Here is a 20648-nt window from a genome sequence, read left to right as displayed (position 1 = left end):
AAATAAAAAAGCCCATCCGGAGATGAGCTTCATGTAAAAATTAATGATTAAAACAGTGTGACTGGTGTTTATTATAAAATTTGTGTTTAGTTTTTAATGATTTTTTTAGAAACTTTCTGTCCGTTTTTGAACTCGACTTCCACTATATAGATTCCTTTAACTAAAGATGTCATATCGATTTGATTATTTCTAAATTCCGCAACCATTTTTTGTCCCACAAGATTGCTTACAGAAATATTCTGAACCTGAGAATCTGATTTGATATACAGAATCCCGTTGGTTGGGTTTGGATGAATGCCAACTGAATTATTTTTAGAAAAATCAGTTACACTTAAAGCATCACTTGCAGGTTTTATGCATCTTACGGAAGACCCCTGACCTCTTGGAGCTCCGGCTGAAGGATTTCCGATGGTTGTTCCTACGTACAGATATTTCGCTCCTAAACCTGTAGGAGTTGAGCTCCAGAAATAACCTCTCTGACCTACAAATCCAAAAGAACCATCAGTGAAAGATCTGTTTCCTCCGGCAGGAAGTTTGAGTTTGCTTTCGTAGGCTGTTGCAGGATTATTGATTCCTTCTGCATTTTTAGCTGCAGTCCAGTCGGCCTGTGAAGGCATTTGCCAGTTGGGCCCAACGGCTTTACAGGGATCAGCTCCGTTTACAGCTGTGACTGAATTGGATGTTGCTGTCCATTGATCATTAAGGTCATTTCCGCCCCACCATGATCCGAGAATGAAAGATGAAGAACTCAATCCATTAGGTGAATTCGGTGAAGGAACAGTAGTTGTTGATGAATTTCTTACCTGATGGCCGTCGTCCCATCTTCCCCACTGGAAAAGATCGCCGTAAGAATCAGCGTCAGAAAGTGAAGTCGCCACCTGCGAGCTTCCCAGGTTCTGCTGAAGCCAGATTTTACCGTCGGCACCTCTCACAGTTGTGTACGTTACTGACTGACCTTTGTAATTAAATGTCACACATCCCAGATCGCCAACATTAGTTCCAGGATCTGTATTATTACAAGAACTGTTTGAAGACGGAGACGGAATTGCAATACGCTTTACTTTTGTATTTCCCTGTGTGTAAGCTAACAAAAGATAATTGTTCACATTATCAACTGCCAAATCATTATAAGTCGCCTCGCCATCGGAAATAAAATCTCCTCCAAAAGTTGACCAGGTATTTGATGCTGAATCTAACTGATATGCAGTATTTCGTAAAAAGTTATCATTCTCCCAACGGCTTGCCACTACGTAAGGTTTTCCTGATGAAGTAACTGCCAAAGCAACGTGCTGTACGCCGCCTGCGGAAAAATAAGCGTTTCCAACCTGTTCCCATGAAGTTCCATTAAATTTTTTTACATTAACCTTTCTGGAATTTGCTGAGTTTGAAACGTAAGCAACATACAGATTATTACTAGAATCAATTGCGATATCAGAAGTGTACTGCTCGCCTGAAGATGCTGCATCTACAATGCTTCCGCCAACCAAAGCCCATGGATCTGATGACATTGCTGTGGTTGTATTTTCATAAACACGAACACCACTTGCCACATTGGCTGTGTAGACTTTGTTGTTGGTTCCTATCACCATTTCTGCGAAAGCCGCACCATTTGAAAAACCTGCATTTCCCACCTGTTCCCAAGCTCCGTTGACCAGTCTTTTTACCGTTCCCGAACCTAATGTGCTGTACGTAAACAAAACACCTGAAGGGGCAACCGCCGAAGCATGATAATTGATTGTTGAAGTCGCTGCACTTGCCAGTTGAGTCCATGAAGTTCCGTTAAAATGACGGACTTCCAAACCGCTTCCCTGATTGGTGTAATAAAGATCAGTTCCTGCAGTATTAATGGAAAGTGAGTTGTATGTCGCAAAACTATTGGTAATTCCAGCACTTCCGCCAACGTAAGACCATGCAGTTCCGTTAAATTTCTGAACAGATCCTTTCTGAACCGAAACATCATAATAGGAAAGATAATAATTACCTGTATTGTCTACCACTAAATTATTAAAACTGCTTCCACCCGCCGAGACATTTGCCGATGAACCTACATTTTCCCACTGTTGGGCATTCACATCATTATTTCCTGCAATCGACAGCACCAAAACGGCAAAGCCCAATTTTACTGCCGATGAGTATAAACTTCCACACATAACAATCTTATTTTTATTTATTCTAAATTGATTTAAATTTTCTGCAAATTTATATCTTGTAAATAAAAAAGACTTATCATTTCCGAAGTTTATGTTATCATACCCGCAGAATTATCAGTTTTAAAATTAAATTATTGGGAATCAAAAACTTAATCCTTTTCTTCAAAAGTAATGTTCTTTGAAATTTTATATTTTCTCTTCTTTTTGTCTGGTTTTTGGTCTTCACCCAGAAGTCTGCCCCACGCCTGAAGTCCTTCAACTCTCTCAAAAACAATTTTTATAATCGCAATCGCAGGAATACAGAGCAACATCCCGGAAATTCCCCACAAATGTTCACCGATAATAATACCTATGAAAGAAAACAATGCATTGATCTTCACTTTGGAACCTACCACAAAAGGAAGCACAATATTTCCGTCGATGGCATGAATAATCACATAACCGATAGCTGTATAAACACAGTCTGAAACCGTGCCCGTGGCAAACGCAATGAAGCAGGAAATCAAAAGTGAAATACAGATTCCGATGTATGGAATTACATTAAGCAGTCCGGTGAGAACACCTAAAAGAATGGCGTATTTCACATCCAAAATACTCAGCAAAATGGTTGTGAGTACAGAAACGATAATGATTTGAATAAATAAACCAATGATGTACTGCTTCGTCATTACTCTTACTTCAAAAACGGCTTCCATTACGCTTGTCTGATGCTTTTCATTAAAAACATTAATAATAAACCGGTTTAAAATTCTTCTGTAATTTAAAATGAAAATGAAAAACAGAATGAAAAAAGCTAAAAACCCCAGACCGCTGGAGAAAATGCCGAAAGTAAAGCCCAAAATCAGTCCTGATGAAGACAGTATTTTTCCCACACCCTGATCGATATAGTCAAACTGCTCCTTGATTTTCACATTAAAAGTTCTGGAAACCCACTGCTGTAAATCTTCGAAAACACTGGTAAACTGGGCTCTCAATTTTGGAATATCATTGGTAAACCCTGAAATCTGAGTTGAAAAAAAGTAGATCAGTCCTGCTAAAAAAATAATAAGCACGAAGACCGACGCCAAAGTAGAAAATGACCTCGGAAACCTCAGCCTCCTCTCCAGAAAAGTGGCGAATGGTAAAAATAGCATCGCCATCAGAAATGCCAGAAAAAAAGGAGCCAGAATACTCTGCCCAAGACTCATAAGATAGCCAATCCCAATAATTGAGATGACAGCAAGTGCTAGTTTCTGAAGAAAAGGAAGTCGAAGTATATTCATTTGGAAATCTGTGTTTAAGAATAAGCAAACACTAAAGTGGCATAAACAAAAAACACGCCTTTCAGCGTGCCTGATGTAATTTAAATTCTATTTTTAATTTTGAAACCCAAACTCAACTGCCTGCATTCTGCGTAAGGGATAGAAGCGGCATCCTTTTGTAAGGAGGAACGACGAGCAAAAGATATAGCGGATAGCCCGACCCGTTTGCATGAAGCGTAGGGAACGCTGGCAGGGTTTCGAACCCTGCCAGCGTTGAGCGTTGGCCATGCAAAGGGATACGCCTAAAATTTTGTTACAAAAAACTTTGGTTACTTTTCTAATGCAATATCAATGACCTCCTCCATTCTGTTGACGTAATGCACCTTCATGTTTTTGATGTAATCCTGTTTGATTTCATTCACATCCTTACGGTTGGCTTCACAAAGAATGACCTCTTTAATTCCCGCTCTTGTTGCGGCAAGAAGTTTTTCTTTAATTCCGCCCACAGGAAGTACTTTTCCACGAAGTGTAATTTCCCCCGTCATTGCAAGATGAGGTCGCAGTTTTTTGTTGGTAAAAGACGAAACCATAGACGAAAGCATCGCAATTCCTGCAGACGGACCGTCTTTTGGTGTAGCACCTTCAGGTACGTGTACGTGAACGTTTTTCTTTTCAATTAAATCTTCATCAATTCCCAGTTCTTCATGTTTTGCTTTAATGTATTCTAAAGCGATTGTAGCAGATTCTTTCATCACCGTTCCCAGATTTCCGGTCATCGTCAAGGCGCCTTTCCCGTTGCTGAGAATACTTTCGATGAAAAGAATGTCTCCGCCAACGCTCGTCCATGCCAGACCAGTCACTACTCCCGGTGAATCTGTGATTTCTGAAATATTTTTCGGTCTTGGAACTCCTAAAATTTCATCCACTTTGTCAATGGAGATTTTCGGATCATATTCTTTTATCAACGCGGTCTGCAGAGCAACCCAACGGGCAATCCCTGCAATTCTTTTTTCAAGAGAACGCACACCGCTTTCTGAGGTATGAGCTTCTACGATATGTTTCAGTTCAGCATTTCCGAGTTTGAATGATTTTGAATCCAAACCGTTTTCGTCCTGCTGCTTTTTAATTAAATGTCTTTTGGCAATCTCAATTTTTTCCTCTAAAGTATAACCTGCAATCTGGATAATTTCTGTTCTGTCTAAAAGCGGAGTCTGAATCGTTGACAATGAATTTGCCGTTGCTATAAACATCACTTTAGATAAATCATAACCCAGCTCAAGGAAATTATCGTAGAACGAATTATTCTGTTCAGGATCCAAAACTTCAAGCAAAGCCGAGCTCGGGTCACCATGAAGACCTTGCGCAATTTTATCCATTTCATCCAAAACGATTACCGGATTTGAAGTACCTGCCTTTTTTATTGACTGAATAATTCTTCCTGCCATCGCCCCGATATAGGTTTTTCTGTGGCCCCGGATTTCGCTCTCATCGTGAAGTCCTCCTAAAGAGAGACGCACATATTTTCTGCCTAAAGCATCAGCAATCGACTTCCCTAATGAAGTTTTACCAACTCCCGGAGGGCCAACCAACAGAAGAATCGGCGACTTCATATTGTTTTTAAGTTTCAGAACAGCCATGTGTTCTAAAATTCTTTTCTTGATATCTTCAAGACCAAAATGGGCTTTATCTAAAATTTTCTCAGCCTTTGCAATATCAAAAACATCTTTAGAGTAGTTATCCCACGGCAGGTCTACAAAGAAATCAAGGTAGTTCCTTTGAACATTGTAGTCGGGAGAATTCGGATTCTGTCTCTGAAGCCTTGAAATTTCTTTATCAAAATGATCCTCAACTTCCTGATTCCATTTTTTGTCTTTCGCCTTTTTTAAAAGCTCTTCAACATCGCTTTCGGGTCCGCCACCCAATTCATCCTGAATGGTTCTGATCTGCTGATTCAGAAAATATTCTCTCTGCTGCTTGTCGAGATCTTTAGATGTTTTCTGATGGATCTGATTTCTGAGCTCCAGTTTTCTGAAGTCTTCATGCATCATCTCGTAGCATTTTTTTGCACGCTCCAGCAGACTTTTCTCCTCCAGAAGCTTTTGCTTTTCTTCAGATTTGAAGCTTGCATTGGTGCAGACAAAATTTAGGAGATCTTCGTTATTGCTGATATTTTTTATTGCAAAATTCGCAGCATTGGGAATATTGGGATCCAACTCAATAATTTTGAGAGCTAAATCTTTGATATTTTCTAGTAAAGCCTCGTACTCTTCTTTATTTTTTGGTTTTGAATCCTTTAACTTGCTAACTTCAGCTTTAAAATACGGCTGAGATTCCACGAAATTTTTAATTTTAAACCTGTGGAAGCCTTTTGTAATTGCTGTGATATTACCTTCAGGAAGTCTGATGATTTTAATAATCTTCGCTAAAGTTCCTGTTGTATAAAGATCTTTTTCTACAGGCTGCTCAATGTCTGAATGTTTTTGGCTTAAAATCCCAATTAATTCTCCGTTTTTTTGAGCTTCTTCCAGGAGTTGAATGGAATTTTTTCTACCTGCAGTAATCGGAATAACCACTTGCGGAAACATCACCATATTTCTAACAGGAAGAATAGGAAAAACCTTCTGCTCTGCATTTTTTTCTGTTTCTGAAAAGTCTGAAACATTGATTCCCTCAGTTACAATATCGAAACTTCCACCCAAGATTTCATCAAAATCTATATCTTCAAATTCTGTCATAGTATTTTCAATGACAAATTGTCATTATAATTTATTTGTTAATCGCAGGAATCTGAGAAAAGCTTTTGTCAGAAGCCTTAAGATTCCGGAAAGTATAAATTGTCAATTGATATGCCATTTGATTTTAATTAAAAAATGTGGTCAAAATTTCCTTTTTAGATAAAATTAAATTTAAAACCCTAAAAAAGCAACTTAGATTATGCTAATTTCTTAAAAATGTGTATTTTCGCAGACTATATAAAACTATATTATAAAATGGCAATTTTAGGACAGATTAGGAGTAAACCTTGGCTATTGATGGGGATTATTGCACTTGCACTTTTAGCATTTTTAGTAAACCCAGAAAGCATCGAGAAGGTTTTTGGTAAAAATCCTGACGTTTTAGGAAAGGTAAATGGCGAGAAAGTAACCCGTGAAGAGTTTAATGATCAGCTATTTGTATTGCAGGAGCAGGCAAAACAACAAGGTCAGCCACAAAACGGTCTTGAAGAGCAGGCTTGGCAATTATTGGTACAGTCTAAACTGATCAAGCAACAATTTGAAAAAATGGGATTTGAGATGACAGATGATCTTTTCTGGAGCCAAATTCAATATGATCAGATGTTTGCTCAGGATCAGACATTCCGTGACGAAAAAGGAAACTTCAAAACTGTGGAGTTTAAAAAAATGATTGAGGGACTTCAAAACACCCAACCTCAACAATACAATTTCTGGTTGAAGAGCAAAAAAGCGATTGAATACAGAATTATGGCAAGACAGGTATTTGCCAATATCTCTACAGGACTTACGACAGGTAAAAAAGAAGCTGAGGAATTAATGAAAGAGAGAGATCAGTTAGCTGACATCGATTTCGTAAAAGTAGATTATGCTTCATTTCTTGCAAAAAATAAAATCAAAGTTACTACTGAAGATTTAAAAAACTACATCGATCAGCATCCTGTAATGTTCAAAACAGAACCAAGCAGAAACCTTGGCGTTGTATTTTTCCCTGCAAAACCTAGTGCTGCAGATGATGCTGCTGCATTAAAGGAAATCAACAGATTATACACAGGAACTGAAAGCGGAGAAAACTTCTCTAACGCAGCAAGCGATTCACTATTTGTTTTGGCTAATTCTGATGTACCTTTCAACAATCAGTATGTAAATGCAAAACAAGTTCCTCAGGCGCTTCAGGGGAAAATTGAAACTGCTGCAATCGGGCAGGCTTTCGGACCTTACAAAGAACAGGATCTTTACGTAGTTTCTAAACTTTTAGATAAAAAGAAAGCTTCAGATTCTGTTACTTCAAGTCACATTTTGATTTCATACAAAGGTGCAGAACGTTCAAGTGCAACAAGAACGAAAGAAGCTGCGAAGAAAATTGCTGACAGTTTATTGGCAGGAATTAAAGCAAATCCGGCAAAATTTGGTGAAGATTTAAAACTATCTGACGAGCCAAATGCAGTTGAAAGAAAGGGAAGCGTGGGTTGGACTACTTCTCAAAGTCAGTTCGCTCCGGAATATTTAGATTTTTTACGTAAAAACGAAGTAGGAAATATCGGATTAACAGAAACTTCTTTTGGATATCACATCATTAAAGTTGATGATAAAAAATTAGGTTATAAAATCGCACACCTTGTAAAAACTGTAAAACCATCTGAAGCTACAGAAAATACAATTGATAAAAACTCAAGAAGATTTATTCAGCAGGTGGAAGGGAAATCTTTCAATGATTTTGTAAATATTTCTAAAAAAGGAAATTATCAGTATACCAACGCTGCACAAACTAAAAGATTTGACGGACAGATTCAAGGTTTGGGAACTGATAAGGATGCAGAAATTCTTACTTGGGCATTTGATAAGAAAAGAGAAAAAGGAGACACAGAACTGTTTACTGTAGAAGGAACTGGAGATAAAATCGTAGTGTACTTAAACGGAAAACAGGAAAAAGGCCTTGCTGATCCGGAATCTGTAAGAAGTCAGATTGAAACTATCGTTCAGAATAAATTAGCTGCTAAAAAAATTGCTGAGAAAATCGGTAAAGCTTCTAATCTTGATGCAGTAGCCAAAATGTTTGCTACAACCAAACAGTCTGCACAGGTAAATCTATTACAACCATCAGTGGCAGGAGCTATGGAGCCTAAAGTTGCCGGTGCAGCTTTCGGAATTCAGAAAGGTAAAGTTTCAAACCCTATTGAAGGCGGAACAGGAGTTTACGTTTTGGTGAAAAAATCTGAAACAGTAAACAAGCAGGCCGGAGACTTAAAGCAGTTCACAGAATCTATCACTCAGAGAAACGCAGGTATGTTTGGGCAAGCTTGGATGAAGAGCTTACAAGACAATGCAGACATCGATGATTACAGAATTGAGATCTGGGATAAGTTGGGATCGCAGCAACAATAAAAAATTAATTTTATCATAATATTGAAAGCGGCAAAGTTTTTGTCGCTTTCTTTGTACTTAACACCGAGCAGTAGTTTAATACACTCAAAATGTATTATATTTGCTCATTAGAAAAAATTTAAAAAGTGAAATTCAGCAAAGAATTAAAAGCCGGTCTCATCGCGTTATTGGCTATAGTCAGTTTTGTGTTTTTATTCCAGTTTATGAAGGGCAAAAGCCTTTTTACGACGGATAATATTTTTTACGCTAAATACGAAAATGTAGAAGGTCTTACGCAGTCTGCTCCCGTTTCTATCAATGGTCTTAAAGTGGGACAAGTTGATAAAATCATTCCTATTACCGGAAAAGACGGACAAATCAGTTTTGTAGTAAAAGTAACTGTAGATGATGATTTTGAATTTTCAAAAAACTCAAGTATAGAAATTTTTGAACCTGGTCTGATGTCTGGAAAAGAAATGAAGCTGAACCTTAAATATGGTGGAGCTACTGCCAAAGATGGCGATACATTACAGGGAGCTTACAAATTGGGAATGCTGAACAGTCTTTCTTCTCAGGTTGGTCCGGTAAAAGATCAGTTACAAACTGTGCTCTACAGAGTTGATTCTTTGATGATGAATGCCAATCAGGTGATGAATGCTCAAAACAGAGAAGAAATCAAAGTTTTATTACATAATCTTAACAGAACTGTAGGTGCACTCGAAAGTACTGCGGGAAGCGTGAACAAATTAGTTGGAAACAACGATCCTAAACTGCAGAAAGTTTTAGATGAAGCCAGCCTTACAATGCAGAGCGGTAAAACGACTTTAGACAAATACGGAAATCTTGCAGAGAGCATCGACACTCAAAAATTAAACGCTACAATTGCCAATCTTGATGCAACTGTAGGTCAGTTAAACAAAGTAGTATCAGGAATAGACCGCGGCGAGGGAAGTTTGGGCAAAATCATGAAAGATGAGCAATTATACAACAACCTGAATTCTGCTTCAACTAATCTAAATGCTCTTCTTGAAGACTTTAAAGCCAATCCAAAAAGATATGTAAACTTCTCAGTGTTTGGTAAAAATGCAAATAAAGAATAACTTTTAACCTTTTCTGGTATGCAATATATCGACAATATCCTATTTGTAATTTTACTGATTGCGGGATTTGGTCTTTTCGCTAAAAGTCTGCAAAAAATTTATAGAAACATACGTCTCGGACGAGAAATCAACCGAAGCGACAGAAAAAACGAGCGATGGGAAACCATGGCTCGTGTTGCAATGGGGCAAAGCCGTATGAGCGCCAGACCTATCGCAGGCATTCTTCATCTTTTCGTTTACGTTGGTTTTGTAATTATCAATATTGAACTGATTGAAATCATTGTAGACGGAATCTTCGGAACACACCGTTTCTTGTCCACTATTTTCGGTCATACTTTTTATAATATTTTTACGGCAACTTTAGAGATCCTTGCTGTTTTAGTAATCATCGGAGTTGTTCTTTTCTTCATCCGTAGAAATTTTTACGGTGTGAAAAGACTGACAATGAAAGAACTTTTCGGGTGGCCAAAAAATGATGCGAATTGGATTCTAATCATTGAATTTGCTTTGATGGTGGCTTTCTTCACTATGAATTCTACTGATCTTATTTTACAAAAACGTGGAGTGTTAGAAGCTCACGGAAGTTTCCCTATAAGCCAAATGACTTTAGTTCCATTTCTGGAAATTTTCAGTTTTGATAATATCTATCTGGAGATCTTTGAAAGAGGAGCTTGGTGGTTTCACTTTGTTGGAATTTTATTCTTCATGAATTATCTTTATTATTCAAAACATTTACACATTATTTTAGCCTTCCCAAGCACTTGGTATGCTAATCTTGATTTATATGGAAAATTTAATAACTTAGATTCCGTTACAAAAGAAATCAAACTGATGATGGATCCGAATGCTGACCCTTACGCAGCTTCGGCTGAAGGTTCGGAAGAGGCTCCCTCGAAATTTGGCGCCGAAGATGTTTTTGATTTAAATCAGGTTCAGCTTCTCAATGCCTATTCCTGTACAGAATGTGGAAGATGTACGTCGGTTTGTCCTGCAAATATTACTGGTAAAAAATTGTCTCCAAGGTTAATTCTAATGAAAACAAGAGACCGCTTAGAAGAAGTTGGAAAAAACATTGATAAAAACGGTAAGTTTGAAGACGATGGTAAAAAACTGCTGAACGATTACATCACGAAAGAAGAACTTTGGGCTTGTACCACATGCAACGCATGTACACAGGCTTGTCCGGTGCTTTTAGACCCACTCTCAATCATCTTTGAGATGAGAAGATTTTTGGTAATGGAACAGTCTGCCGCACCACAGGAATTAAATCTGATGATGACGAATGTCGAAAACAATGCTGCACCTTGGCAGTATAATCAGGCAGACCGATTGAATTGGGCAAAAGACTAATTAGATAATTTAATTAATTTGAAAATTTGAAAATTCGGCGTTCAGGTTATTTTCAAATTCTCAAATTAGCACATTTTCAAATTAAATAAAATGGATTTCACTATAAAAACAATGGCCGATTACACAATGGAAGGCAAATCTCCCGAAGTTCTCTTCTGGGTAGGTTGTGCGGGAAGTTTTGACGACAGAGCCAAAAAAATAACAAGAGCATTCTGCAAAATTTTAAATAACATCGGCGTTGAATTTGCCGTTCTCGGTCAGGAAGAAAGCTGTACCGGTGATCCTGCAAAACGGGCCGGAAACGAATTTGTTTTCCAGATGATGGCTTTGACGAATATTGAAGTTCTGAATGCTTACGAAGTAAAAAAAATCGTGACGGCCTGTCCGCACTGTTTTAATACTCTAAAAAACGAATATCCTGCATTAGGCGGAAATTACGAGGTTATACACCACACTCAGTTTCTGAAAAGCCTCATGGAAGAAGGCCGCCTGAAAATTGAAGGAGGAAAATTCAAAGGTAAAAAAATCACTTTTCACGATCCATGTTATCTGGGAAGAGCGAATGGAGAATATGAAGCACCAAGAATGCTTCTTGAAAAGCTGGATGCCGAACTGGTGGAAATGAAGCGTTGCAAAACCAACGGTCTCTGTTGCGGTGCCGGTGGCGCACAAATGTTTAAGGAGCCGGAAAAAGGGAATAAAGACGTCAACATCGAACGTACGGAGGAAGCGCTTTCAACCGAGCCAAAAGTTATTGCAACAGGTTGCCCGTTCTGCAACACTATGATGACAGATGGTGTGAAGCATTTCAATAAAAATACAGAAGTAGAAGTAAAAGACATTGTAGAACTTTTGGCAGAAGCTGAAGATCTTTAATTTCAGGTGTGTGGAGGAAACAAAATCATTCAGTAATCTGAAATCTCAGTGGAAATTTTCTTTCCTCATCACACTTATACTAATGTTTCTTTTAAGCATTTGGAATTTCAAAAACAGAATGTACGACTGGGATATGCCCGGTTACATGGGTTGTTTTTATACCATTCTGGAGCCCGATAAACCAAAAGAAATTCACGCAAGAATCTATCGGGAGATAAAACAGGAGGCTCCGGAAAAAGAGTATTTAGACATTATTGGTGTTAATCTGTACGATGAAACCCGTCAGTGGTTTACAAAAAATACACAGTCATTTACTGAACAGTTGCCGTATTTCCAGATAAAAGTTGGATATAATCTGACATTACTGGCCTTATACAAAATCGGATTTACAGGTCCAATGTCTGTCACAATTCTCAGCATTATCTCCTATTTTATCTCAGGAATTCTAATATTTTTTGTTTTAAAAATCATCTTTCCGAGAAATCCCTGGCTTTCGTTACTGCTCACTGTCAGCATCTGTTTACTCAATCCGATGACCCACATGGCGCAGATTTCAACGCCGGATATGTTTATCTTCCAGTTTATGATGCTTTTTATGATTGCATTTTTAAAAAAATGGAACCACTGGATCATATTTTTACTCCAGTTTTTAATCGTCATTGTACGACCGGATTACATCACTTTTTCACTCACATTTTATGCGACTCAGTTTATTTTTGAATATATTTCTTCGAAAAAAATCAATTATCTGATTCTGCTTCAGTCCGCTTTTTTGATTGTCATTTACGCTTCCATTCTTCATTATTACAACTATCCCGGCTGGAAGGCACTTTTCTATGACACCTTCATTTACAGAAGACCATTCATCAGCAAACAATCTGCAGATTTTACAATGTCCGAATATTTCAGTTTTCTTATTTCAAAATTACTGTACTTCAAAAAAGTAACTGTTTCATGTATTGCAATGCTGATCGGTATATTTTGTTTTACAAAAGATAAGTTTACAAGATTATTTGCCATCTGTTTTGTACTCAACATTTACATTAAATTCGTATTATTTCCGCAGTCGGCAGCGATACGGTTTTTCTTTCCGTTTATCGCTCTGTTGCTCATGACTTTTTTCTATAGTGTAAGTAAAAGATATCCCAATCTGAGAATCGGGAAAATTGCTTAATTTTACACTTTAAAATTTATTTAATTGAAATCGCATCCGCTGATTTTATTCAATCAAAATATAAGCTTATGAAAATTGAAGAATCTGATATTGTAGAAGCCAACGACTACAGAGTCATTATATATCCCGCATCAAGACCACTTGCAACCGTTGAAGCAAAGAAAATCACAGAAAAACTGTACGACTTCCTGGCTACATGGGCTGCTCACGGTAAACCGCTGTCCTCATCTTTTAAAATCGAAAAAAATCAGTTCATTGTTATCTGTGTGGATGAGGAAAAAGAAATGGCTTCCGGCTGCAGCATTGATGCACTCGGAAAAATTATGCGCGAAATTGACGACGAATATCAATTGGGATTATTCGACAGAATGAAAGCTAGTTTTGTGGAAAATGGCGAAGTAAAAACACTGAAACTGATCGATTTCAAATCAAAAATCAGAAACGGAGAAATCTCCAGAGACATCGATGTTTTTGATTTTTCAAAGAATACCTATCTTGAATTTTTAGGAAATTTCCTTTTGCCTTTCGAGAGAAGCTGGGCTTCGGTAATCAAATAATCTTAAACTCATATTTAAATTTCCTCTGCGGTTTCGAATTAATTTTGAGACTTCAGAGGAAATTTTGTTATTTTGAAGTTACAAATGCTAAAAGTGCTTTTTTTAACTACGGCGCACCATTCGAAGGATGACCGCATCTACTATCATCAGGCAAAATCGCTTGCTGATGCAGGTTTTGAAGTTAAAATTACAAGCCTTTCTGATGATTTAAATGAAATTTCACATCAGATTGAAATTGAATCGTACCCTATTCTACATCACTCTTCTCAGCAGAAGATTGAAGCTTTTCTTAAAGTCTGTAACTCTTTTCAACCCGACACAATCATTTGCTCTGAGCCATTGGCTGTTTTTGCAGCGCATCAGTTTCAGAAAATAAAAAAAACATCAGTCGTTTACGATATAACCGAATGGTATCCGGCGATGTCGATGATCATTCATCTTCCTTATCCATCCAAAATTTTTCACGCTGTAAAATTCTTCCTTATTAATTTGTACGCCGGTTTTCTGAGTACAGATTTTATTTATGGAGAAACGACCAAAAAGTTTCCGCTGGCTTACTTTTTTCCTTTCAAAAGAAATATCATCCTGCCCTACTATCCGGATTCTGAATTTATTTTTTCCAACATTAAAAAATTAGATTCAAATCAGATAACACTGTGCTGTACCGGACAGATTTCTAAGGATAAAGGAATCGGAAACTTCTTCAAAGCCATCGATTTGGTGCGAAAAAAGGACACTGATGTTGAAATTAAAATCCTCATTATCGGTTCTGCAAGAAATGAAAACGATCGTGTTTACTTTGAAAATCTTCTTTCAGAATACCAGTTTAAAAATATTGAAATTAAAAAACCAATGTCATTTGAGAAATTTACTGAAAGTTTCGCCGAAGCTGACATTTGTTTTGATCTACGCGAATTGAATTTCGAAAATAATCATTCCCTTCCCATCAAACTTTTCTACTACATGGGAGCCGGAAAACCTGTGATTTATTCAGATTTAAAGGGCATTCGACAGCACATGGATATTTCAGGTTTCGGATATTCAGTCAATCCGGATGATTCAGAAAGAATTGCTGACATTATTTTAAATTACATTAAAAATCCTGAGCATTATAAAACTCATGCGCAAAATGCAGATCAGGCTTTCAGAGAGAAATACAACTGGAATGTGATTAAAAATTCTTTTACCGAATTTATAAAAACCAGCCACAAATAAGATGCTCACGATTCTGAAAACATTTGTGTCCCGCTTTCTTATTCTCATTCTGAGTTTCGGGCTGGTCATTTTCTCCACACAGTTTTGGGGCAGTGAAGGCAAAGGAACAATCTCGATTGTAATTGCCAATGCTGCAATTGTAGGTTTTTTCAGCAGCATTTTTGCCGGAAGCAGTACTTCCTATTTTGCTTCAAAATTCAAAACAGAGCAGATTTTGGTGTACTCATATCTCTGGTCGATTTTGACGGGAATTGCGGTACCACTGCTTTTTTTATTTTCTAAAATACAGTCAGCCTATCTTTTTCATTTGATTGGAATATCCATATTTTCAGCACTGCTATCCGTAAACGTCAATCTTTTTATCGGAATGCGGAATATTAAAATGTTCAACATTTACACTGTTCTTCAACAGCTTTTACATGTCGTTTTTCTATTTGGATTTATTTTTATTTTAAATTTAAAAGAGGTTTCAACCTACTTTACAGCTCAGACTTTTTGTCTTGCCTTTTTATTTTTAATAAGTTTTTTTCAGATTATCAAAAAATGTAAATCATCCAACTTTAAATTTTCATCCGAAGTTTTCAGAAACATGTTTGATTACGGCTGGAAGAACCAATTCAGTGCGCTGATTCAGTTTTTAAATTACAGACTCTCATTTTATTTTCTTGAACATTACGAAGGAATTTCAACAGTCGGAATTTTTTCCGTCGGAATTACCTTTGCAGAAGCCATCTGGACGATTACCCGAAGCATTGCTGTCGTCCTTTATTCAGAAGTGATCAACAGCAAAAGCAGGGATGAATCTATTCTAAAAACAAAACATTCACTAAAACTTTCGTTTAGCCTGATGATGATTTTTATCCTCGGAATAATCGTCATTCCCGCTTCGGTTTATGAGCTTATTTTCGGCAGCGCTTTCCGTCGGACCAAAGAAATTATGCTCATTCTGTCTTTAGGAATCTTTGCTATTGCAGTGAGCGATATGGTAGGCTATTATTTTTCAGGAATTAAAGAACTGAAAATTCTAAACATCAAATCGATTATTGGCTTAGCTGTTACAATTTTCTTATCAGTTATTTTAATACCAGAATACGGAATTTACGGTGCCGGCATTGCCACTGTCGCTTCATACTGCGTTTCTGCGTCAATTTTATTTTATCATTTCTACCGTTCCACAACGTTTGACGTTAAGGATTTTTTGATTTCCAAAAGCGATTGGAATGATATAAAATCTAAATTTCTGAAAAAGTAAAATCCCTCTAAAACCTGCACTTTTCTTATTTTTACATCACAATATCAAAATCATGTGCGGAATCTGCGGTTATTATTCATTTAAAAAAGAAATTTCTACGAAGAATATTCTGGAAATGAATAAGGCAATTCAGCACCGCGGTCCCGATGACGAAGGTTTTTGGCTTTTCAATCAAAATTGGGGAAAGTTTTTTTCAGGAATTGATTCTACAGAAAAAATCAAGGAAACCTTTCCGGTTATTAAAGATGAAAAATCACGTTTGGCATTGGGTTTCCGAAGACTTTCTATTGTTGATCTTTCCGAAAACGGGCACCAACCCATGACTTCACAGGAGGAAAATTTAATCATCACATTTAACGGTGAGATTTATAATTTCAAAGAATTACGGGTCGAACTTGAAAACTATAATTATTACTTTAAAAGCAGTTCCGATACAGAAGTCATCCTGAAAGCCTACGAACACTGGGGAATTTCAATGTTTGAAAAGCTGGACGGAATGTTTGCGATTTGCATCGTAGATTTAAATCAGAAAAAAGTCATTTTTGGGCGCGACAGAATGGGTTTGAAACCTCTTTTTTACATCAAAAATAATGATGGCCTGATTTGGGCATCAGAAATAAAATCTATTTTAAAAAACGAATTTGTAAAACCCGAAATCAACTGGAACGGCGTTTATACCAATTTTCTTTTTCAGACCACTTTGGCTCCGGAAACCTGTTTTAAGGATATTTTTTCGCTGGAAGCAGGAAGTTTAATGATTTTAAATCTCGAAAATCATTCCATCACAAAAGAAAAATTCTGGACTTTAAGTTCAAAAATAAATTCTGAAATTTCTGAGGAAGAAGCGGTAAAAAAAATCGACGAATTGCTATCGAAAAGTGTTTCCGAACAGCTTTACGCTGACGTTCCGGTCACAAGCATGATGAGCGGAGGAATTGATTCCACTTTGATTACTGCAAAAGCAAAACCTTTTAAAAATGATGTTAATGCTTTTACTATTCAGTATAAATTTGCTGAAGATGAAGTTAAAAATGCCTCTCTGGTTGCTGAAAAACTTAAAATTAAACATCATATAAAAAAGGTGAACGATGATGAAGTTTTAGCAGATTTAAAAGAAAATATTCAGCATTTTGAAGAGCCTTATTCAAGTCTGGAAGTGTTGATGAATGCTGCAGAGGACGCAAAAAACCTGGGCTTTAAAGTAGTTTTAAGCGGAAATGGTGCAGATGAACTTTTCGGAGGTTATGGACACACTTTAAAACTGAAAAAATGGCTGGTGCTGAAGAATTTTAATTTTGTCAGAAACTTTATTTTTACGAAAGACCCGCTTTCTCAAAAGGTCAAAAATTACTTTTCTCAGGAGTTTATTTTTGATTTTTTCCGCCAAAGTCAGGTTGGAATGAAGCCATTGGAGGCTGAAAATGTTTTGAAATCTGACATCTTTAAAACAATCAATATAGATTTCAAAAGATTTCATTTAACTGAAACCAAAAACTATTCAGGTTATTTTGAATATGATATGAAATATTCTCTATCGTCACATCACGTTTTCAGGGATGATCTCAGTGCAATGAAATTTGGCGTGGAATTCCGATATCCTTATCTGAGCAATGAACTTATTGATTTCGTATTGACTTTACCGGAGAAATTCAGGTTTAACGGTATAGAAAATAAGCCGTTACTGAGAAAAGTGGCTGAAAATTATCTTCCAAAAGAAGTTTTGAACATGCCCAAAAGAGGATTTTCTTTTCCACTGCATCATTTCATTAAAAATGAAAAAAAAGTTCAACATTTTATCACCGAAAATCTTGAAAGCCTGAAAAAACGGAATTTCTTCGAGGCCGAAACAATAGACCGCTGGTGGAAAAATCAAAACAACGTTTACGACTGTGTGAAGATCTGGCAGCTCGTGACATTTGAGCTTTGGTATCAGAAATATTTTGAAAATCTGTAACCGCTCTACAAATTAATATTTTAACTTTGTACAATGAAGAAATATCTTTGGGGATTATCATTGTTTTTACTGGCACTTCTGAGTTGCAGAACTGATGAGGAAAGCCTGCAGAACATTGATCAGATCATCACTTTTTATATGAAAAATGCTGCGGGACAGGACCTTCTGAATCCCACAGCCGTTGGATCCTATTCAAACATTACCATGAACGATGTTTTCGGGGAGACAGACAATTCGCCGGTTACATTTTCCAGTCCGGCAATGCAAGCGGATTCTACCTACTCCATTCAGTACACAGCGGGAGCCACAAGAAGATTGCTGTCTACGGACGCAAATGACAACAGGATTTACCATTCTCAGATTGCTCTTAAAATGAGCCAGAAAATAAATGACACCGCTTTTGCAGAAGTGAGAGACACCATGGAGATTCAGTACCGGTGGTCGCCTACTCTTTTTGAGGTATCTAAGGTTCTGTACAATAAAAATGAAGTTTTTAATAAAACTCCAACCTCCGGAAATACATTTACCATTACGAAATAATTTAATTTTCATAAATTGCAGGATGAACGGTTTTTAAGCGAAAAATGATCATCATTTTCGGTAAAAATATATTGACCATTCATTATTTTCAAACACCCAACAACTCATTTATGTTACAGGTTCAATTTTTGCGCGACAATAAGGAACGCGTTTTAGAAGGTCTTAAAAAGAGACAGTTCAAAAATCCTGAATTGGTAGACGAAGCCATTGCTGCCGATGAAGAAAGAAAAAAAATTCAGTTTGAACTGGATTCTCAACTTGCCGAATCGAACAAAATCGCCAAAGAAATCGGGATTTTAATGAGAGAAGGCAAAAAAGAAGAAGCAGAATCGTCGAAATCTAAAACAGCACAGTACAAGGAATCGAGCAAAGAACTTGAAAGCAAACTCAGCGTTTTGGAGACTGATTTAATGAACATTTTATATCAGATCCCGAATATTCCGAACGAGAAGGTGAAAGCCGGTGTATCAGCAGATGATAACGAAATTATTTATCAGTCTCACGATGTGGAAGGCTTAGGTGAAGGTGCAATTCCGCACTGGGAACTGGCAAAAAAATACAACCTGATCGATTTTGAACTGGGTGCAAAAATTGCCGGAGCAGGCTTCCCTGTTTATCTTGGAAAAGGTGCGAGACTACAGAGAGCTTTGGTTCAGTATTTTTTAGATAAAAATGTGGACAAGGGATACATGGAAGTGAATCCTCCTCACGTTATAAATGAAGCTTCAGGCTACGGAACAGGACAACTACCAGATAAGGAAGGGCAGATGTATGAAATTGCAAATAATACAACAGTAGAAACTCTGTTTTTAATTCCTACGGCTGAAGTTCCGGTAACGAATCTTTACCGTGATGTTTTGTTTCAGGAAAAAGATCTTCCAATCAAAAATACAGCGTTTTCACAGTGCTACAGAAGAGAAGCGGGAAGTTACGGCGCTCACGTACGAGGTCTGAACCGTCTTCATCAGTTTGAAAAAGTGGAGATTGTAAGAATCGAAAAGCCGGAAAATTCCTATGCTGTTTTGGAAGAAATGGTAGAACATATCAAAGAAATTTTAACTGATCTTGAGCTTCCGTACAGAGTTTTAAGACTTTGTGGCGGTGATACAGGATTTGCTTCTGCGATGACTTACGATTTTGAAGTCTGGAGTGCGGCTCAGGAAAAATGGCTTGAGGTAAGTTCAGTTTCCAATTTTGAAACTTTTCAGGCGAACAGATTGAAGTGCAGATACAAAGCAGATGGAAAGTCTCAGCTGGTGCATACTTTGAACGGTTCTGCGATGGCTTTACCAAGAATCATGGCGGCTTTGCTTGAAAATAATCAGACTGATGAAGGAATTAAACTGCCGAAGAAAGTAGCTGAATATGCGAAGTTTGATTTGATTAACTAATTTAGATTTGAATCTTTAAGATCTATTTAGCTGTAAGTTTTTTAAGAATTTGCAGGCAAATTTAAGATTGATTTTAATAGTAAACTTACCTCGAACTAATTTAAATATAAATTTAGACCACCTTTCCGGGGTGGTTTTTTTATGCGTTTTTGTCGATAATAATTTTATGATGAAGCAGTAAACCTGAGAGATTTGAAGGTGAAAATCTAGCGCCTTTCATTTTGTTGTTATCAGGATTAAATGCAAAATTAAAAGCTGTTCTGAAGTCGGTCTGTTCGAGGTTGGTACGGTCGAAAGTGGCTCCTGAAAGATCACAGTTTAGAAAAGCGGCGTTTCTGAGATCAGTTTCCGAAAAGTCGGTTTCGTGTAGAACACAGTCTTTAAAAACATTTTTTCTGAGTGACAGTTTGTAAAATATAGAATTGCTCAGCAGACAGTTTTCAAATTTAAAAGACAGTCCGAAATCATTACAGGAATCGAAGGCAAGACCAAGCATTTTAGAATCTCTAAAAATGACATCGCGGAAAGCCGTGGAGTTTAGCTTAGCCATACTGAGATTACAGTCTGTAAATTCACAGTCACTAAATTTAAAACCGGAAAAATCGGCATATTCAAAATTGCAGTTTTTAAAAGTGCAGTTTTCATATTCACCTGTCTGCAAAGGAGATTCGGCGAAATTTGAATTGGAATAATTTTGCTCTGAAATGTAAACTTCGCTCATTAAAATCTTTTAAATTTAATTTGAAAAATCT

The 20648-nt window shown here is 37.0% G+C and carries 15 protein-coding genes; 11 read left to right on the top strand and 4 right to left on the bottom strand.

Going from position 1 to position 20648, the window contains the following annotated elements; genetic code table 11:
• Nucleotides 1-86: 86 nt before the first annotated feature.
• The 3 genes from IC610_RS12820 to lon form a co-directional block, all read right to left on the bottom strand.
• On the bottom strand, nt 87-2150 hold the full coding sequence (locus IC610_RS12820) for a T9SS type A sorting domain-containing protein (RefSeq protein ID WP_191737214.1): 2064 nt from the start codon (nt 2148-2150) through the stop codon (nt 87-89).
• Nucleotides 2151-2299: 149 nt separating this feature from the next.
• Nucleotides 2300-3412: an AI-2E family transporter gene (locus tag IC610_RS12815; protein WP_191737213.1), complete on the bottom strand. Its 1113-nt coding sequence runs from the start codon at nt 3410-3412 to the stop codon at nt 2300-2302.
• Between the two features lie 308 nt (nt 3413-3720).
• Nucleotides 3721-6126, bottom strand: coding sequence for an endopeptidase La (lon, locus tag IC610_RS12810; protein ID WP_191737212.1), 2406 nt, complete (start codon nt 6124-6126; stop codon nt 3721-3723).
• A gap of 255 nt (nt 6127-6381) precedes the next feature.
• On the opposite strand from lon, the gene IC610_RS12805 reads away from it, so the two are divergent.
• The 11 genes from IC610_RS12805 (at nt 6382) to serS (ending at nt 19896) form a co-directional block, all read left to right on the top strand.
• Nucleotides 6382-8508 (top strand): peptidylprolyl isomerase, encoded by a 2127-nt coding sequence (locus tag IC610_RS12805; RefSeq protein WP_191737211.1) that lies wholly within the window; start codon nt 6382-6384, stop codon nt 8506-8508.
• Between the two features lie 125 nt (nt 8509-8633).
• Nucleotides 8634-9587, top strand: coding sequence for an MlaD family protein (locus tag IC610_RS12800; RefSeq protein WP_191737210.1), 954 nt, complete (start codon nt 8634-8636; stop codon nt 9585-9587).
• Nucleotides 9588-9605: 18 nt separating this feature from the next.
• Nucleotides 9606-10937: a (Fe-S)-binding protein gene (locus tag IC610_RS12795; RefSeq protein WP_191737209.1), complete on the top strand. Its 1332-nt coding sequence runs from the start codon at nt 9606-9608 to the stop codon at nt 10935-10937.
• A 90-nt stretch (nt 10938-11027) separates the two neighbouring features.
• A complete protein-coding gene (locus IC610_RS12790; protein WP_191737208.1) occupies nt 11028-11813 on the top strand; it encodes a (Fe-S)-binding protein in 786 nt (261 codons plus the stop codon).
• Between the two features lie 10 nt (nt 11814-11823).
• Nucleotides 11824-12987, top strand: coding sequence for a hypothetical protein (locus IC610_RS12785; RefSeq protein ID WP_191737207.1), 1164 nt, complete (start codon nt 11824-11826; stop codon nt 12985-12987).
• A gap of 68 nt (nt 12988-13055) precedes the next feature.
• Entirely contained in the window at nt 13056-13544 is a 489-nt protein-coding gene (locus IC610_RS12780; protein ID WP_191737206.1) for a hypothetical protein, read from the top strand.
• A gap of 84 nt (nt 13545-13628) precedes the next feature.
• On the top strand, nt 13629-14759 hold the full coding sequence (locus IC610_RS12775) for a glycosyltransferase (protein WP_191737205.1): 1131 nt from the start codon (nt 13629-13631) through the stop codon (nt 14757-14759).
• Nucleotide 14760: 1 nt separating this feature from the next.
• A complete protein-coding gene (locus IC610_RS12770; protein WP_191737204.1) occupies nt 14761-16011 on the top strand; it encodes an MATE family efflux transporter in 1251 nt (416 codons plus the stop codon).
• 52 nt (nt 16012-16063) lie between these two features.
• Nucleotides 16064-17965: an asparagine synthase (glutamine-hydrolyzing) gene (asnB, locus tag IC610_RS12765; protein ID WP_191737203.1), complete on the top strand. Its 1902-nt coding sequence runs from the start codon at nt 16064-16066 to the stop codon at nt 17963-17965.
• A 33-nt stretch (nt 17966-17998) separates the two neighbouring features.
• Nucleotides 17999-18505 carry a hypothetical protein gene (locus IC610_RS12760; RefSeq protein ID WP_191737202.1) on the top strand — a complete coding sequence of 169 codons (507 nt, stop codon included), beginning with the start codon at nt 17999-18001 and terminating at the stop codon, nt 18503-18505.
• A gap of 110 nt (nt 18506-18615) precedes the next feature.
• Complete coding sequence (serS, locus tag IC610_RS12755) at nt 18616-19896, top strand: serine--tRNA ligase (RefSeq protein WP_191737201.1); 1281 nt, start codon at nt 18616-18618, stop codon at nt 19894-19896.
• 139 nt (nt 19897-20035) lie between these two features.
• Here the strand turns inward: serS and IC610_RS12750 are convergent, their stop codons facing one another.
• Nucleotides 20036-20617 (bottom strand): pentapeptide repeat-containing protein, encoded by a 582-nt coding sequence (locus IC610_RS12750; RefSeq protein ID WP_191737200.1) that lies wholly within the window; start codon nt 20615-20617, stop codon nt 20036-20038.
• Nucleotides 20618-20648 lie beyond the last annotated feature (31 nt).

The organism is Chryseobacterium caseinilyticum, from assembly GCF_014837145.1.
GTDB classification, from domain to species: Bacteria; Bacteroidota; Bacteroidia; order Flavobacteriales; family Weeksellaceae; genus Chryseobacterium; species Chryseobacterium caseinilyticum.
Note: the sequence above shows the minus strand (reverse complement) of the source record. Positions and strands in the feature narration are given on the sequence as shown.

Excerpts from the sequence above, each read along its gene's own strand:
- IC610_RS12805 (WP_191737211.1), top strand. The coding sequence starts at position 6,382 with ATGGCAATTTTAGGACAGATTAGGAGTAAACCTTGGCTATTGATGGGG.
- IC610_RS12795 (WP_191737209.1), top strand. The coding sequence starts at position 9,606 with ATGCAATATATCGACAATATCCTATTTGTAATTTTACTGATTGCGGGA.
- serS (WP_191737201.1), top strand. The coding sequence starts at position 18,616 with ATGTTACAGGTTCAATTTTTGCGCGACAATAAGGAACGCGTTTTAGAA.
- IC610_RS12790 (WP_191737208.1), top strand. The coding sequence starts at position 11,028 with ATGGATTTCACTATAAAAACAATGGCCGATTACACAATGGAAGGCAAA.
- IC610_RS12815 (WP_191737213.1), bottom strand. The coding sequence starts at position 3,412 with ATGAATATACTTCGACTTCCTTTTCTTCAGAAACTAGCACTTGCTGTC.
- IC610_RS12750 (WP_191737200.1), bottom strand. The coding sequence starts at position 20,617 with ATGAGCGAAGTTTACATTTCAGAGCAAAATTATTCCAATTCAAATTTC.
- lon (WP_191737212.1), bottom strand. The coding sequence starts at position 6,126 with ATGACAGAATTTGAAGATATAGATTTTGATGAAATCTTGGGTGGAAGT.
- asnB (WP_191737203.1), top strand. The coding sequence starts at position 16,064 with ATGTGCGGAATCTGCGGTTATTATTCATTTAAAAAAGAAATTTCTACG.
- IC610_RS12780 (WP_191737206.1), top strand. The coding sequence starts at position 13,056 with ATGAAAATTGAAGAATCTGATATTGTAGAAGCCAACGACTACAGAGTC.
- IC610_RS12770 (WP_191737204.1), top strand. The coding sequence starts at position 14,761 with ATGCTCACGATTCTGAAAACATTTGTGTCCCGCTTTCTTATTCTCATT.
- IC610_RS12820 (WP_191737214.1), bottom strand. The coding sequence starts at position 2,150 with ATGTGTGGAAGTTTATACTCATCGGCAGTAAAATTGGGCTTTGCCGTT.
- IC610_RS12760 (WP_191737202.1), top strand. The coding sequence starts at position 17,999 with ATGAAGAAATATCTTTGGGGATTATCATTGTTTTTACTGGCACTTCTG.
- IC610_RS12775 (WP_191737205.1), top strand. The coding sequence starts at position 13,629 with ATGCTAAAAGTGCTTTTTTTAACTACGGCGCACCATTCGAAGGATGAC.